Source organism: Massilia sp. CMS3.1 (assembly GCF_051262535.1).
Lineage (GTDB): Bacteria > Pseudomonadota > Gammaproteobacteria > Burkholderiales > Burkholderiaceae_D > Telluria.
The window spans coordinates 107,458-123,264 of record NZ_JBIMES010000003.1; the positions used below are offsets into that span (position 1 = coordinate 107,458).

A 15,807-nucleotide genomic window follows, 5' to 3' on the forward strand; every position below is an offset into this window, starting at 1 on the left:
CCTTATTTCCGGGTGCCGGCAGGCGGCGTGGTTGGTGCGCCGGCAGCGGCCACTTTGGCGACGGGCTTGCGGTCAATGACGGTGCGGTTGTTCTTCACCAGGTAGATCGACGCCGCGCGCTGGATGTCCTTCGAGGTCACGCCTTCGATCCAGCCCGGAATCTTGTTGACGACGTTGGCGTCGCCCCACAGCGTTTGTAATCTGGCCAGGGTGTCGGCGCGGCTGATGAAGCTCTCCAAACCGTTGTTCCAGTCGGCCAGCAGGCGCGTTTTCACGCGTTTCAGGGTTGCGTCGTCGACGCCGTCCTTGACGATCTTCGCGATCTCTTCGTCCATGGCGCCCAGGATGGCGTCGGCATTCGTGTTCGGCTTGTACATCGTGTACACGGTGAACAGGGTCGGGCCGTCGAATTCCCACGGGCTGGTCAGGCCGAACAGCACGTCGGTGTTGAGCGCCAGCTCGCGGCCCTTGACCAGGCCCTGGTACAACACGGACGCGTCGCCGCCGGCGAGCAGCTCGCCCAGCACGGCCATCGGCGCCTGGTCGCGGCTGCCGCGGTCCGGCATCTTCCAGGCCGCCGCCAGCGCCGGCACCTGGGCCAGCGCATCGCTTTGCTCGATGCGCTTTTCGACCGTGTTCAGCGGCTCGGTGAAGTCGCCGCCCTTCGGTACCGGACGCGCGGGAATGCCGCCGAAGTATTTCTGGGCCAGCGCGAAGCCCTGCGCCGGGGTCACGTCGCCGGCGATCGCCAGCACCGCATTGTTCGGGCCGTAGTAATCGCGGTGGAAGGCGCGCACGTCTTCCAGGCTGGCGCCTTCGAGGTCTTCGAAGCTGCCGTAGCCGTCGTGGTTGTTCTCCCACTTCTGGAACGCGTGCTGGCCGATGTCGATCCACATGAAGCCGCCGTAAGGTTGGTTCTTCACGTTCACGCGATCTCTTCCTTGACCACGTCCTGCTGGTTTTTCAGGGTCGCGGCGCTGAAGTCGAGCGTCTTCATGCGGTCCGCTTCCAGCCACAGGATCGGTTCGAGCGAGGAGCTTGGCGCGGTCTCGATGTAATTCGTAAAATCGGCGCGCGTCGAGCCGTTGTTGCGGCCACCGCCACCGGTGATCGTCTTGTCGAACACGCCCTTCGGTGCATTCGGGGTGCCCTGGAACATCAGGTGTTCGAACAGGTGGGCGAAACCGGTGCGGTTCTTCGGCTCGAGACGCATCCCGACGTGGTACACGACCGAGACGCCGACGGTCGGCGAACTACTGTCCGGGGTAACGATGACGGTCAGGCCGTTGTCGAGTTTCCTGGTATGGACCGGCAGGTCCCACTTGTCGGACGTTGCCGCAAGGGGAGCAGCCAGGACGGACACCGACAAGCTGAGCCCGGCCAGCAGGACGGGGAGTTGGCGCATGCGCATTGAAGACCTCACAAAGATGGCTGAGTCGAATGAAATCCGCGGAGCAGATGCACCCGCGGAGCATTTCATCTTAGCGCAAGGACATGTTAGAAAGTAATTATTTTGCGTATGCATATTGACCTAACGCAAGGCGGCGAGTCCGTGGATGTGTCGTCCAGGCCCGGAAATCTGCAGTCTGTCGCAATCCCGGTCGCGGCGATGGAGCCGCTCGCTATAGTGACTTCATTGTCAAACTGTATAAAAATTGTCGGGTAATCACAGTTTTGCTGGAACCCGGCAGGGCTTGCTGGTAGGGTGGCGCGCGTATGTACACGGTCTGTACGACGGCAGGGCCACGAACAAGAACATGATTCGAGAGCGGAGAAGCACATGACCCACTGTTTGAAGCTCGGCCTCGCGGCCCTCGGAATGCTGGCGCTGATGCGCATGGCAACGGCCGCGCCCGACACCATCACCGAAACCCGCCCGCTCGATGCGCGCGTGGTGCGCATCAAGATCGACGGCGTGGTGGACCTGCGGGTACGCCAGGGCAGCCCGGCCTCGCTGGTGCTCTCCGGAGACCCGCGCTGGATCGCCAACATGACGACGCTGCAAAGCAGCGACACGGTCGTGATCGGCACCGAGATGCACGAGATGCGCATGCAGCGCAAAAACGGGGTGCGCGCCGAGATCGTCATCCCGGGCCTGCGCGAAGTGAGGTCCGAAAGCGTCGGCATGACCGAGATCACCGGCTTCAAGGGCGACGAGCTGGAGCTGTCATTGGACGGCGCCGGTTCGATGAACGCGAATGTGGACTACCGCATCATCACTGCCAGCCTGGGCGGCGTGGGCAGCATGAAGCTGGCCGGCATCAACAGCGAACGCATCACGCTCGACCTGCAGGGCGCGGGCTACGTGAGCTTGACGGGACGCACCCAGTCCTTGCGGGCCGAACTGGGGGGACTGGGCAGCCTGGATGCACGGCAGTTCGCGGCCGATGCCGTCATGCTCAACCTGTCGGGCCTGGGCAATGCGACGGTCACGGCGCAAGTGAGCGCCAACCTGAACCTGTCGGGCATGGGGTCGGTCACAGTCTACGGCAAGCCGCTCAATCGCCGGGTGAGCGTCGATGGATTGGGCAAGGTCAGCTGGAAGTAAGGCCAAACGGGCGACAACGAGGTAGGCGAAAGACCGATCCACGCACAGAGACAATGAAAAAATTTATCGTAGCGATCCTGCTGGCGCTGGGCCTTGGCGGCACGGTGCAGGCGGGTTTCCCCGAGGGGGCGAGCGCGTACAACGCGCGCAACTACACGCAGGCGGTGCGCGAGATCGCGCCGCTGGCGCGCGCCGGCCATCCCGATGCCCAGCACTTGCTGGGCTTGATGTATTACATGGGCCGCGGCCTCGCGCGCGACTACAAGCAGGCGCTTCACTGGCACCTGAAGGCCGCGCAGCAGGGCAAGGCCGACGCCCAATACGTGGTCGGCGCCATGTACTACACCGGCAATGCCGTGCCGCAGGACCAGAAGCATGCGGTCACCTGGTTTCGCAAGGCGGCCGAGCAGGGCCACGGCGAAGCCCAGCATGCGCTCGGGCTCATGTACCGCTACCACGTGGCGGGCGTGCCGGGCGACCCGGTGATCGCCTACATGCTGTGGAATTTGGCGGCCGCCGGCGGCAACCACAACGCGGTCGGCCAGCGCGCGGCGATCGCGAAGACGATGACGCAGGAGCAGATCGAAGAGGCGCAGGCGCTGGCGCGGACCTGGAAGGTGGGGACCGCCTTGCCGACGCAATCGAAGACGGGTGGGGGATGAGCACCTTGAAGTCGCGTAACCTGCCTGGCTGAGATGAGCCGCCAGTCCAGCCGGCGGCTCGCCTGACTCATTGCGCGAGTGCCTCCGATTTCTGCTGCGCTCGCTTCAGCGCTGCCGCCCCCGCCGACCGGAACAGCGTCAAGGGCACCGCATTCCCCATCGCCTGATACCCCAGGTCGTTCGGATGCAGGTGGTCGCCGCTGTCATACGCCGGCAGGAAGCGCGTCGGGTGTGCCGGGTCGCGCGTGGCGAGGTCGAAGTCGATCACGCCGTCGAATTCGTCGCTCGAACGGATCCAGTTGTTCACCGCCTGGCGCACGACTTCCTTCTCCGGCGAGTAATAGCCCGCGCCTTCAAATGGCGTCAGTGTCGCACCGAACACTGAGATGCCTTTCGCATGGGCGCGCGCGATCACCTGGCGGTAGCCGGCAATCAGGTCGGCGGCCGGGATCGGCGTGGCGTTCGGGCTGTTGCCGATGTCGTTAATCCCGATCATCAGCGTCAGGTAGCGCACGCCAGCGGTGGCCAGCACGTCACGGTCGAAGCGCTCCAGGATGCTGCGGCCTCCCAGCAGGTTGGCCGGATTGCCCAGCAGGCGGTTGGCGCTGATGCCGCGGTTGACGACCCCCAGGCGGCCGTTGATGCCGATGACCGGATCGCGCACCGTTTGCAGGCGCCGCGCCAGCCAGTCGGGCCAGCGGTTATTGGTGTCAAGCGTGCTGCGCGTGCCGTCGGTGATCGAGTCGCCGAGGGCGACAATCGCTGGTCCCGCGCTGTCGACGTCGACTTCGGTGAGGAAGGGCCAGGAGGTGGTCAATCGCTGCACCGGGAGCGTGGCGGCGGCGGTGAAGTCGCCCGGCAGCGAGACATAGTTGGTCTGCGAGGCGACGTTGTGGATCGTGTTCGCCTCGACCGTACCGGGCAAATACAGGCTGACGGCGAGGTCGGCGAGGGCGGGCACGTTCAGTTCGACCGGGTCGGACAGCACCGGGGCGCCGATCGGAATCGTGACCGACGGGTTGCCGCCGAAGCTGAGCGCGCGGTCGGTGCCGGGCGCGACGTCGGACCCCGCGGCGCGCACGCCGATGCGGGCCGCGCCGATCCGCAATGGCAGCGTGCCGAATTCGTTGGATACGCGGATGCGCACGCGGTTGCCGCCGATGCTGGTGTGGACGATCAGGCGCAAGGTCTGGTCGGTGAAGGTCTGCAGGTTGGCTGCTGGCGGCGGGCCGGACGGGGCCGCGCCCCAGGTGCCGGTCCAGCGCTCGCCCGTCCAGTCCTGGGCGCCGGCGCCCTGCCCGGGCAGGGCGAGGGCAATGGCGAGCGCCGCGCAGCCGAGCAGCATGCCACGGCGCTGGCGGCAGGCAGGCAGGGGGCGGGAAAAGGCGCTTGCAGCGCGGTGAACGAAATCGGACAGGGCAGAGTGCATGATCGTGCTCCTTCGATGGTTGGACGGGACAGCTCAACTGCCTGAGCTGGCGTTCTCCAATCTATGCGGCAGGGGTGGGGCGGACAAGGTGGTTACGGACGAGTTCGTTGTGTTAGCTCTACAGTTCCGCATAAAGTTGATGCATTCGAGAATTTGTTTGCGTTTGAGCACAACAATAGGAAATTCATTCGCCGGCCAACAACAAACGGCACCGCTGCCGCTGACGTACAATTGTTGTTTTCTTAAGGGGGACTCAAGCATGCGCGCGATCGAAATCACCCAGCCGGGCAAACCCGAGGTCTTGCAGATGTGCGAGCGGCCCATGCCCGAACTGAAAGCGGGCGAAGTACTGATCAAGGTGCACGCGGCCGGCATCAACCGGCCCGACGTGTTTCAGCGCCAGGGAAATTATCCGGTGCCGCCGGGCGCGTCCGACTTGCCGGGGCTGGAAGTGGCGGGCGAGATCGTCGATGGCGATCTGGAAGGCAGCGGGTTCGTGAAAGGCGACATGGTCTGCGCTCTGGTGCAGGGCGGCGGCTATGCCGAGTACTGCGCGGCGCCCGTGGCGCAATGCCTGCCGGTGCCGAAGGGCTTCTCCATGGTGGAAGCCGCCTCGCTGCCGGAAACCTTTTATACGGTTTGGACCAATGTGTTCGACCGCGCGCGACTCTCCGAAGGCGAGACGCTGCTGGTGCAGGGCGGCACGTCCGGCATCGGCGTAACCGCGATCCAGCTGGCCACGGCCTTGGGGCACCGCGTGTTCGCCACCGCCGGCAGCGACGACAAATGCCGCGCCTGCGAGGAGCTCGGCGCCGAGCGGGGGATCAATTATCGGGACGAGGATTTTGTCGCGGTGGTGAAGGAGTTGACGAGCGGCCGTGGCGTCGATGTGGTCCTCGACATGGTGGCCGGCGATTATGTGGCGCGCGAGATCGATTGCCTGGCCGACGATGGGCGGATTGCCCTGATTGCATTGCTGGGTGGGGCAAAAGCGAACGTGGACCTGGGGCAGGTGCTGCGCAGGCGCTTGAGCATCAGCGGCTCGACCTTGCGGCCACGGCCGGTGGCGTTCAAGGGGGCGATTGCGCGCAACTTGCGCGAGCGCGTGTGGCCCTTGCTGGAGGCGGGGAAGGTCAAGCCTGTGATTTACAAGGTGTTTCCGCTGGAAGAAGCGGCTGCGGCGCATACGCTCATGGAGAGTAGTACGCATGTGGGGAAGATTGTGTTGCAGGTGGTTTGAGCGGATCCGCCACCAACGATCCTGTGCAATTCCATTGACGTCTTTCTAACACGCCCGCTCAGCCATTGTTTGACCGTCCCCTGAACGGCAGCTAGAATAGCGGGTTATTTGACTGTGGGGTAATATGCGTCCCAAACTCGTTGTAGGTAACTGGAAGATGAATGGCAGCCGCGCGAATAACGCGACGCTGCTCGCCGGCATTGTCGAAGGTCTCGGCAATGGCAAGGCGAACGCCGCCGTTTGCGTGCCGGCGCCCTACCTGCAGCAATGCGCCGATGTGCTGGCTGGCACGACGCTGGCCTGGGGCGCGCAGGATGTCTCACTCCACGCGAGCGGTGCCTACACCGGGGACGTCGCAGCCTCGATGCTGGTCGATTTTGCTTGCCGTTATGTGATCGTCGGCCACTCGGAACGTCGCGCCTACCACGGCGAGACGGATCACATGGTGGCGCAGAAGGCGCTGGCGGCACTCGATGCCGGCCTGACCCCGATCGTCTGCGTGGGCGAAACGCTGGCGGAGCGCGAAGCGGAACAAACAAATGTTGTGGTCGGCAAACAATTGTCTGCCGTGCTGGAACTGCTTGACGGCGATGCGGTGGAGCGTATCGTAGTCGCCTACGAACCAGTCTGGGCGATCGGTACCGGCAAGACGGCAACGCCGGCGATGGCGCAGGAAGTGCATGCGCAATTGCGCAGCCGGCTGCGCGAGCGCAGTGGGCTTGCTGCCGAGAAGGTCGCGATCCTGTACGGCGGCAGCATGAAGCCGGACAATGCGGTCGAGCTGATGCAGCAGGCCGACATCGACGGTGGCCTGATCGGCGGCGCGGCGCTCAAGGCGGCGGACTTCCTGGCGATCATCAACGCCGCGTAATCCACGCCAGGCTTCAGAATTCAGAATTTGCAACGTAGTTAAACTTGGAATGGAATTGGTATGAGCATGATGTTCAATCTGGTCGTTGTCGTGCAGGTCATCTCTGCACTGGCAATCATTGCCCTGGTGCTGCTGCAGCACGGTAAGGGTGCCGACATGGGCGCCGCCTTCGGCTCCGGCGCCTCGGGCAGCCTGTTCGGCGCCAGCGGTTCGTCGAACTTCCTGTCGAAGTCGACCGCGGTGGCCGCCGCCATCTTTTTCGCTTCGACCCTGTCGCTGGCGTACATGAGCAGCAACCGTACGCCTGGCACCGCGCCGAGCGGCGGTGTGATGGAGCGCATGGCGGCTCCGGCAAATGGCGTGCCGGCGAATGCCGGTACGAACGTTCCGGCAACCACCACCCCGGCTGACGCAGTTGCGCCGACCGCGGGCGTGCCAACCGCGCCAGGCACCGATGTGCCGGCCGGTCCTGCGGAAACCGTCCCTGCGACGGTCTCGCCGGCGCCGCCGGCATTGCCGGCTCAGGGCCCGGCGAAGTAATTGTCGTAGCGATTCGACGTGCTAGCGGGCGTTGAAGGCCTGGGCCTGGGCGGCCCCGCGGTTGGCCGCCCACCCTACGGTCCAGCAGTAAGCGCTCGCAAGAGCGCAGCAAGAACCTTGTAGTACCCCGGCAGTGCTCCATCAGAGCGCGTGTCCGGGTCTCAGGCCTCTTTCGCCATGTTTTCACAGGCGCAACGAAGGAAAGTTTGAGAAAAACCCTGTTTTTTCTTGCGATGCATCAATTTGAGCATTGAAAAAAGGTGCTAAAGCAGGGTAGAATACTGGTCTCCAGCCGACGTGGTGAAATTGGTAGACACGCTATCTTGAGGGGGTAGTGGCGCAAGCTGTGCGAGTTCGAGTCTCGCCGTCGGCACCAAGATATAGAAAAAGCCAGCAAGGGCAAACGAGCGATTGCTCTCATGCCCGAGCTGGCTTTTTTACGAGGATCATTCGTACGGTCCTGGTGGCAGGCACGAGGCCAGGATTGCGCGATGCGGCGCTGCAGGCATGCAGTGGATTCATTAACCGATCGTTCAAATAGGCTCCATCGTGAACCTCGAAAATTATTTCCCCGTTCTTCTCTTCATCCTGATTGGCGTCGGTGTCGGCGTCGCACCCCAGGTGCTCGGGTATCTGCTCGGACCGCAACGTCCTGATGCAGCAAAACTCTCCCCTTACGAGTGCGGCTTCGAAGCCTTCGAAGACGCGCGCATGAAATTCGACGTCCGGTACTATCTGGTCGCGATTCTGTTTATTTTGTTTGATCTGGAAACGGCATTCTTCTTCCCATGGGGCGTCTCCATGCGCGAGCTGGGCTGGACCGGCTTCGTTACGATGATGGTGTTTATCGCCGAGTTCGTCGTTGGGTTCTGGTACATCTGGAAGAAGGGTGCCCTTGATTGGGAATGAGCCATGGCTATTCATGAAGGCGTCTTAAACGAAGGTTTCATTACCACCACTGCCGATAAGCTGATCAACTGGGCACGCACCGGGTCGATGTTCCCGATGACGTTCGGCCTGGCCTGTTGCGCGGTCGAGATGATGCATGTGGGCGCAGCCCGCTATGACCTCGACCGCTTCGGCATTGTGTTCCGTCCATCGCCGCGCCAGTCCGACGTGATGATCGTCGCCGGCACGCTGTGCAACAAGATGGCGCCGGCGCTGCGCAAGGTCTACGACCAGATGGCAGAGCCGCGCTGGGTCATCTCGATGGGCTCCTGCGCCAACGGCGGCGGCTATTACCACTATTCGTACTCGGTGGTGCGTGGCTGCGACCGTATCGTTCCGGTAGACGTGTATGTCCCGGGCTGCCCGCCGACGGCGGAAGCTCTGCTGTACGGCATCATGCAGCTGCAGAACAAGATCAAGCGCACCAACACCATCGCGCGTTAACACTGCCGGATTCACCCCATGACGACAAAACTCGAAGTCCTCCAACTCGCCCTGGAAAAAGCCCTGGGCGAGGGCGCCGCCATGACGGCCGCGCTCGGCGAAGTCACCGTGGTGGTCAAGGCCGCCGACTACCTGGCCGCGATGCAGACCCTGCGCGACGATCCGACGCTTCGCTTCGAAGAAATGATCGACCTGTGCGGCGTCGATTACTCGCAGTATGGCGAAGGCACCTGGGACGGCGCGCGCTACGCGGTGGTCGTGCACCTGCTGTCGCTCGAACATAACTGGCGCGTCCGTGTGCGCACCTTCGCCACTGACGACGAGATGCCGATCGTGCAGTCGATCACGCCGATCTGGCGCGCCGCCAACTGGTACGAGCGCGAAGCCTTCGACCTGTACGGCATCCTGTTCGACGGTCACGGCGACCTGCGCCGCATCCTGACCGACTACGGCTTCATCGGCCATCCGTTCCGCAAGGACTTCCCGATTTCGGGCTATGTCGAAATGCGCTACGACCCCGAGCAGAAGCGCGTGATCTACCAACCCGTGACGATCGAGCCGCGTGAAAACATTCCGCGCGTGATCCGCGAAGAAACCTACGGGATGAAATAATGGCTGAGCTTAAGAATTACACCCTGAACTTTGGTCCGCAGCACCCGGCAGCGCACGGCGTGCTGCGTCTCGTGCTCGAACTCGACGGCGAAGTGATCCAGCGCGCCGACCCGCACATTGGCCTCTTGCACCGTGGCACAGAGAAGCTGTGCGAAACGCGCACCTATCTGCAGTCGGTGCCGTACATGGACCGCCTCGACTACGTGTCGATGATGTGCAACGAGCACGGTTACGTGCTGGCCGTGGAAAAGCTGCTAGGGGTCGAAGCGCCGATTCGCGCCCAGTACATCCGCGTCATGTTCGACGAGATCACGCGCCTGCTGAACCACCTGATGTGGCTGGGCGCGCACGCGCTCGACATCGGTGCGATGGGCCCCTTCCTGTACGCCTTCCGCGACCGCGAAGACCTGTTCGACGTGTACGAAGCCGTATCCGGCGCGCGCATGCACGCGGCCTACTACCGCCCGGGCGGCGTGTACCGCGACCTGCCGGACTTTATGCCGCGTCATAAAGAGTCGATCATCCGCAGCAAGAAGGCGATCGATAAACTGAACGAAGACCGCCAGGGTTCGGTGCTCGATTTTATCGAAGCATTCACCAAGCGCTTCGACGGCTATGTCGACGAATACGAAACGCTGCTGACCGATAACCGTATCTGGAAGCAGCGTACGGTCGGCATCGGCGTGGTCTCGCCGGAAGACGCGAAGGCGATGGGCTTTACCGGCGCCATGCTGCGCGGTTCGGGCGTGGCCTGGGACCTGCGCAAGACGCAGCCCTACGCCGTGTACGACCAGCTCGACTTCGATATTCCAGTCGGCACCAACGGCGACTCCTACGACCGCTACCTGGTGCGCATGGAAGAGATGCGCCAGTCGAACCGGATCATCAAGCAGTGCATTCCCTGGCTGCGCGCGAACCAGGGTCCGGTGATGATCGACAACCACAAGATCGTCCCGCCTGCGCGCGAAGAGATGAAGTCGAACATGGAGTCCTTGATTCACCACTTCAAGCTGTTCACCGAAGGCTTCCACGTCCCACCGGGCGAGGCGTATGCCGCGGTCGAGCACCCAAAGGGCGAGTTCGGCATCTATATCGTCTCCGACGGTGCCAACAAGCCATACCGCCTGAAAATCCGCACGCCCGACTATGCACACCTGCAGAGCCTGGACGAGATGTCACGCGGACACATGATCGCCGACGCCGTCACGATCATCGGTACCCAGGACATCGTTTTCGGCAGTATTGACAGGTGACGCTCACGTCCGATAAGTTCAAAGGCAGAAAGATTATGTTGTTATCCGAGCAGTGCTATAAAAAAATCGATCGCGAGTTGGCCAAGTACCCGGCCGACCAGCGCCAGAGCGCCGTCATGGCCGCGCTGGCCCACGCCCAGGTCGAACTGGGTTGGCTGTCGCCCGACACCATGCAGGAAGTCGCCGACTACATCGGCATGCCGGCCATCGCCGTGCAGGAAGTGGCGACCTTCTACAACATGTACAACATCCGCCCGGTCGGCAAGCACAAGATCACCGTGTGCACCAACCTGCCGTGCGCGCTGTCGGGTGGCGAACGCGCCGCCCAACACTTGAAGCAAAAACTCGGCGTCGAGTTCCGCGGCACCACCGAAGACGGCCAGTTCACCGTGCTCGAGGGCGAGTGCATGGGCGCCTGCGGCGACGCGCCGGTCATGCTGGTGAATAACCACCGCATGTGCTCGTTCATGAGCAACGAGAAAATCGACGCCCTGGTAGAGGAACTGAAATGACCAGCCTGCACGACCGTCACATCAATCCGCTGATCCTGAAGGATCTGAACGGCGAAAACTGGCACCTCGACGACTACGTCAAGCGCGGCGGCTATGCGGCCCTGCGGCGTATCCTCGAAGGCGGCATTACCCAGGAACAGGTCATTGCCGACCTGAAGGCCTCGGGCCTGCGCGGCCGCGGCGGCGCCGGTTTCCCGACCGGCCTGAAGTGGAGCTTCATGCCGCGCCAGTTCCCGGGCCAGAAATACCTCGTCTGCAATACAGACGAAGGCGAGCCGGGTACCTTCAAGGACCGCGACATCATTCGTTACAACCCGCATGCGCTGATCGAAGGCATGGCCATCGGTGCTTTCGCGATGGGCATCACCGTGGGCTACAACTACATCCACGGCGAGATCTTCCAGGAATACCTGCGTTTCGAAGAAGCGCTGGAAGAGGCGCGTGCTGCCGGTTTCCTCGGGGACAACATCATGGGCTCGACGTTCAGCTTCCAGCTGCACGCCGCCCACGGTTACGGCGCCTATATCTGCGGCGAAGAAACCGCATTGCTCGAGTCGCTCGAAGGTAAAAAGGGACAGCCGCGCTTCAAGCCGCCGTTCCCGGCCTCGTTCGGCCTGTACGGCAAGCCGACCACGATCAACAACACCGAGACCTTCGCTGCTGTCCCGTTCCTGCTGAACATCGGCCCTGAGAATTACATGGCGCTGGGCAAGCCGAACAACGGCGGCACCAAGATCTTCTCGATCTCGGGCGACGTCGAACGTCCGGGCAACTACGAGATTCCGCTGGGCACGCCATTCGCCAAGCTCCTCGAGCTGGCTGGCGGCATGCGCGGCGGCAAGAAGATCAAGGCCGTGATTCCTGGCGGCTCCTCCGCACCGGTGATCCGCGGTGAAGTCATGATGGAAACCGACATGGACTACGACTCGATCGCGAAAGCCGGTTCGATGTTGGGTTCGGGCGCGGTGATCGTCATGGACGAAACGCGCTGCATGGTCAAGTCGCTGCTGCGCCTGTCGTACTTCTATTACGAAGAATCCTGCGGCCAGTGCACGCCATGCCGTGAAGGCACCGGCTGGCTGTACCGCATGGTGCACCGCATCGAAAACGGCCAGGGCCGTCCGGAAGACATCGAGCTGCTGAACAACGTTGCGTTCAACATCAAGGGCCGTACCATCTGTGCGCTCGGCGAAGCTGCCGCGATGCCGGTGGAAGCCATGATCAAGCACTTCCGCGATGAATTCATTCATCACATCGAGCACAAGCAATGCCTTGTGCCCGCATACCTTTAAGCCAGGTCAGGTAACGATCAAATGGTTGAAATTGAATTAGACGGCAAAAAAGTCGAAGTCGCACCAGGTTCCATGGTGATGGACGCCGCAAACAAACTCGGGACCTATATCCCGCACTTCTGCTATCACAAGAAATTGTCGATCGCCGCGAACTGCCGCATGTGCCTGGTCGAAGTGGAGAAGGCGCCGAAGCCGATGCCTGCCTGCGCCACGCCAGTGTCGCCGGGCATGATCGTGCGCACCCACAGCGACAAGGCTGTGCAGGCGCAGAAGTCGGTGATGGAATTCCTCTTGATTAACCACCCGCTGGATTGCCCGATCTGCGACCAGGGCGGCGAATGCCAGTTGCAGGATCTGGCCGTCGGCTACGGTAAGAGCAATTCGCGCTACAACGAAGAAAAGCGCGTGGTCGCGCCGAAAGAAGCCGGCCCGCTGATCTCGATGGAAGAGATGGCGCGCTGCATCCAGTGCACCCGTTGCGTGCGTTTCGGCCAGGAAGTGGCCGGCGTCATGGAATTCGGCATGCTGGGCCGCGGCGAGCACTCGGAAATCACGACCTTCGTCGGCAAGACCGTCGACTCTGAAGTGTCGGGCAACATGATCGACCTGTGCCCGGTGGGCGCGTTGACCAGTAAGCCTTTCCGCTACACGGCGCGTCCGTGGGAACTGTCGCGCCGCAAATCGATCTCGCCGCACGATTCGCTCGGCACCAACCTGATCGTCCAGGTCAAGGGCGGCAAAGTGATGCGCGTGCTGCCGCTGGAAAACGAGAACATCAACGAATGCTGGCTCTCGGACAAGGACCGCTTCTCGTACGAAGCGCTGGACAATGCCGATCGCCTGATCAACCCGATGATCAAGCAGGGCGGACAGTGGCAGGAAACCGATTGGCAGACGGCGCTGGAATACGTCGCCCACGGCCTGCGCAACATCCGTCACGAGCACGGCGCCGACAGCATTGCTGCGGTGGCGACTGCCCACTCGACGGTGGAAGAGCTGCACCTGCTGAACAAGGCGATGCGTGGTTTTGGCGTGAACAACGTCGACTTCCGCCTGCGCCAGAGCGATTTCGCGCTCGATGGCAGTGTCACGCCATGGCTGGGAATGCCGATTGCCGAACTGTCGAACCTGAAGCGCGCGTTTGTCATCGGCTCCTTCCTGCGCAAGGATCACCCGCTGGTCGCGACCCGTCTTCGCACTGCTGTGAAGGGCGGCGCCAAGCTGTCGATCCTGCACGGTTCGGACGACGAGAACCTGATTCCCACAAGCAATAAAATGATCGCCGCGCCGACCGACTGGCTCGCCGCCTTGTCGGAAATCGTGTCGGCCGTTGCCGGCGCCAAGAACGTGGCTGCGCCAGGCGGTTTCGAGAACGTGCAGGCCGGCGACGTCGCCAAGGGCATCGCTGCTTCGCTGATCGCCATCGACGCCGACCTGCCGGGCGCTGTGCTGCTGGGTAACTCGGTTGCCCACCATCCTCAAGCCTCGCAGATTCACGCGGCCGCGCAGTGGATTGCGGACGCAACCGGCGCCAAATTCGGTTACTTCGTCGAAGCGGCGAATAGCGTCGGCGGCCACATTGTCGGCGCGACCACGAACACTGATTTGTTCAGCGTACCGAAGAAAGCTTATGTATTGCTTAACGCGGAACCGGAACTCGATGCCGCCAACCCGCAGCAGGCCATGGCCGCGCTGCAGGGCGCGGAAATGGTCGTCGCCATGTCGCCGTTCAAGCATGGCTTCGAGTATGCCGACGTGCTGCTGCCGATCGCGCCGTTCACCGAGACCGCCGGTACCTTCGTGAACTGCGAAGGCCGTGCACAGAGTTTCAATGGCACCGTCAAACCGCTGGGCGAGACCCGTCCGGCCTGGAAAGTGCTGCGCGTGCTGGGCAACCTGCTCGGCTTGACCGGGTTCGACTTCGACACCGCCGAATCGATCCGCGACGAAGCGCTGGGCAAGGGCGTGACCGATCTGTCGGACAAGCTGAACAACGTGGCGAAAATCGCCCCGTCGGCAGCCAACCGTTCGGAAGAGTCGGGTTCCTTGCAGCGTATCGCCGACGTGCCGATCTATTTCGCCGACGCGATTGCGCGCCGTTCGGAACCACTGCTGCGTACGGCCGACGGCCAGCAGCCGCTGGCACGCTTGCCGAAGGCGCTGGCTGACAAGCTGGGCATCAAGGCAGGCGACGTGGTGAAAGTCACGCAAGGCACCGGCAGCGCGCTGCTGGTCGCCGACATCGACGCCCGCCTGCCGGCGAACGTCGTGCGTGTGGCATGCGCCCATCCGGCAACCGCAACCTTGGGCGCCATGTTCGGCACCATCACCGTAGAACGAGCAGGGGAGGGCAAGTAATGGCAACGCCCGGTTATATCGATAGTTTTTACGAGTTCGGCGCTGCCAGCCCGATCGCTCCGGTCTGGCCCCTGGTCTGGACCGTGATCAAGATCCTGTGCGTGCTGCTGCCGCTGATGGGCCTGGTCGCCTACGCCACCCTGTGGGAACGCAAACTGATCGGCTGGATCCAGATCCGCGTCGGTCCGAACCGTGTCGGTCCGATGGGCCTGCTGCAGCCGATCGCCGATGCCTTGAAGCTGCTGCTCAAGGAAATCGTGATCCCGGCGAAAGCCACCACCAAGCTCTTCGTGCTGGGCCCGATCATGACGATCATGCCGGCACTGGCTGCCTGGTCGGTCGTGCCTTTCGGTCCCGGCGCCGCATTGGCCAACGTGAACGCCGGTTTGCTGCTGCTGCTGGCGATCACCTCGATCGAAGTCTACGGCATCATCATCGCCGGCTGGTCCTCGAACTCGAAGTACTCGTTCATGGGCGCGATGCGCGCGTCGGCCCAGATGATTTCCTACGAAATCCCGATGGGCTTCGTGATGGTCGTGGTGCTGATGGTCTCGGGCAGCCTGAACTTCTCGGACATTGTCGCCGGCCAGAACATCGGCATGGCAGCCTCGAATGGCCTGAACTTCCTGTCGTGGAACTGGCTGCCGCTGCTGCCGCTGTTCGTCATCTACTTCGTGTCGGGCCTGGCCGAATGTAACCGCCACCCGTTCGACGTGGTGGAAGGCGAGTCGGAGATCGTCGCCGGCCACATGGTCGAGTACTCGGGCATGTCGTACGCGATGTTCATGCTGGCCGAGTACGCCAACATGATCCTGATCGCCACGCTGGCCGCGATCATGTTCCTCGGTGGCTGGCACGCACCATTCTCGTTCCTCGAATTCGGCGGCGCATTCGGCGGCTTCTTCTGGCTGTTCGCGAAGATGTTCCTGCTGGTCTCGCTGATGATCTGGGTCCGCGGCACCTTCCCGCGTTACCGCTATGACCAGATCATGCGTCTGGGCTGGAAAGTGTTCATTCCGATCACGCTGGTGTGGCTGGTGCTGGTCGCCGCCGTCATGCAGACGTCCTGGAATATCTGGAAGTAAGGAAGCGCATTCA

Annotated in this window: 16 protein-coding genes and 1 tRNA gene; 14 read left to right on the plus strand and 3 right to left on the minus strand. The window is 62.7% G+C overall.

From position 1 onward, the window contains the following. Window positions 1-2 precede the first annotated feature (2 nt). Both ACHAC9_RS06440 and ACHAC9_RS06445 read right to left on the minus strand, forming a co-directional pair. Window positions 3-929, minus strand: coding sequence for a M16 family metallopeptidase (locus tag ACHAC9_RS06440; protein ID WP_435758307.1), 927 nt, complete (start codon window positions 927-929; stop codon window positions 3-5). After that, window positions 926-1,405: a M16 family metallopeptidase gene (locus tag ACHAC9_RS06445; RefSeq protein ID WP_435758309.1), complete on the minus strand. Its 480-nt coding sequence runs from the start codon at window positions 1,403-1,405 to the stop codon at window positions 926-928. Before ACHAC9_RS06445 ends, ACHAC9_RS06440 begins: the two co-directional genes overlap by 4 nt. A gap of 375 nt (window positions 1,406-1,780) precedes the next feature. Here ACHAC9_RS06445 and ACHAC9_RS06450 point away from each other — a divergent pair, with 375 nt between their 5' ends. After that, window positions 1,781-2,548, plus strand: a complete 768-nt coding sequence (locus ACHAC9_RS06450) for a GIN domain-containing protein (RefSeq protein ID WP_435758311.1) — start codon at window positions 1,781-1,783, stop codon at window positions 2,546-2,548. Between the two features lie 53 nt (window positions 2,549-2,601). After that, on the plus strand, window positions 2,602-3,210 hold the full coding sequence (locus ACHAC9_RS06455) for a tetratricopeptide repeat protein (RefSeq protein ID WP_435758313.1): 609 nt from the start codon (window positions 2,602-2,604) through the stop codon (window positions 3,208-3,210). Between the two features lie 67 nt (window positions 3,211-3,277). Here ACHAC9_RS06455 and ACHAC9_RS06460 read toward each other — a convergent pair whose 3' ends face one another. Beyond that, window positions 3,278-4,639: an SGNH/GDSL hydrolase family protein gene (locus ACHAC9_RS06460; protein ID WP_435758315.1), complete on the minus strand. Its 1,362-nt coding sequence runs from the start codon at window positions 4,637-4,639 to the stop codon at window positions 3,278-3,280. A gap of 259 nt (window positions 4,640-4,898) precedes the next feature. On the opposite strand from ACHAC9_RS06460, the gene ACHAC9_RS06465 reads away from it, so the two are divergent. The 12 genes from ACHAC9_RS06465 (at window position 4,899) to nuoH (ending at window position 15,794) form a co-directional block, all read left to right on the plus strand. After that, window positions 4,899-5,879, plus strand: a complete 981-nt coding sequence (locus ACHAC9_RS06465) for an NAD(P)H-quinone oxidoreductase (protein ID WP_435758317.1) — start codon at window positions 4,899-4,901, stop codon at window positions 5,877-5,879. 124 nt (window positions 5,880-6,003) lie between these two features. After that, window positions 6,004-6,750 (plus strand): triose-phosphate isomerase, encoded by a 747-nt coding sequence (tpiA, locus tag ACHAC9_RS06470; protein WP_435758319.1) that lies wholly within the window; start codon window positions 6,004-6,006, stop codon window positions 6,748-6,750. A 60-nt stretch (window positions 6,751-6,810) separates the two neighbouring features. Further along, window positions 6,811-7,290, plus strand: coding sequence for a preprotein translocase subunit SecG (secG, locus tag ACHAC9_RS06475; RefSeq protein ID WP_435758321.1), 480 nt, complete (start codon window positions 6,811-6,813; stop codon window positions 7,288-7,290). A gap of 291 nt (window positions 7,291-7,581) precedes the next feature. Then, window positions 7,582-7,666: transfer RNA gene (locus ACHAC9_RS06480), tRNA-Leu, on the plus strand. Between the two features lie 173 nt (window positions 7,667-7,839). Continuing rightward, window positions 7,840-8,199 carry an NADH-quinone oxidoreductase subunit A gene (locus ACHAC9_RS06485; RefSeq protein WP_136218549.1) on the plus strand — a complete coding sequence of 120 codons (360 nt, stop codon included), beginning with the start codon at window positions 7,840-7,842 and terminating at the stop codon, window positions 8,197-8,199. Window positions 8,200-8,202: 3 nt separating this feature from the next. Then, window positions 8,203-8,682: a NuoB/complex I 20 kDa subunit family protein gene (locus tag ACHAC9_RS06490; protein ID WP_056333529.1), complete on the plus strand. Its 480-nt coding sequence runs from the start codon at window positions 8,203-8,205 to the stop codon at window positions 8,680-8,682. A gap of 18 nt (window positions 8,683-8,700) precedes the next feature. Then, on the plus strand, window positions 8,701-9,294 hold the full coding sequence (locus ACHAC9_RS06495; RefSeq protein WP_435758324.1) for an NADH-quinone oxidoreductase subunit C: 594 nt from the start codon (window positions 8,701-8,703) through the stop codon (window positions 9,292-9,294). After that, window positions 9,294-10,547, plus strand: a complete 1,254-nt coding sequence (locus ACHAC9_RS06500) for an NADH-quinone oxidoreductase subunit D (protein ID WP_435758326.1) — start codon at window positions 9,294-9,296, stop codon at window positions 10,545-10,547. The genes ACHAC9_RS06495 and ACHAC9_RS06500 overlap by 1 nt, the downstream gene beginning before the upstream one ends. Before the next feature lie 35 nt (window positions 10,548-10,582). Further along, window positions 10,583-11,059 (plus strand): NADH-quinone oxidoreductase subunit NuoE, encoded by a 477-nt coding sequence (nuoE, locus tag ACHAC9_RS06505; protein WP_435758328.1) that lies wholly within the window; start codon window positions 10,583-10,585, stop codon window positions 11,057-11,059. Further along, window positions 11,056-12,351: an NADH-quinone oxidoreductase subunit NuoF gene (gene nuoF / locus ACHAC9_RS06510; RefSeq protein WP_435758330.1), complete on the plus strand. Its 1,296-nt coding sequence runs from the start codon at window positions 11,056-11,058 to the stop codon at window positions 12,349-12,351. The genes nuoE and nuoF overlap by 4 nt, the downstream gene beginning before the upstream one ends. A gap of 21 nt (window positions 12,352-12,372) precedes the next feature. After that, entirely contained in the window at window positions 12,373-14,709 is a 2,337-nt protein-coding gene (nuoG, locus tag ACHAC9_RS06515) for an NADH-quinone oxidoreductase subunit NuoG (RefSeq protein ID WP_435758332.1), read from the plus strand. Next, window positions 14,709-15,794 (plus strand): NADH-quinone oxidoreductase subunit NuoH, encoded by a 1,086-nt coding sequence (gene nuoH, locus ACHAC9_RS06520; protein WP_435758334.1) that lies wholly within the window; start codon window positions 14,709-14,711, stop codon window positions 15,792-15,794. Before nuoG ends, nuoH begins: the two co-directional genes overlap by 1 nt. Window positions 15,795-15,807 lie beyond the last annotated feature (13 nt).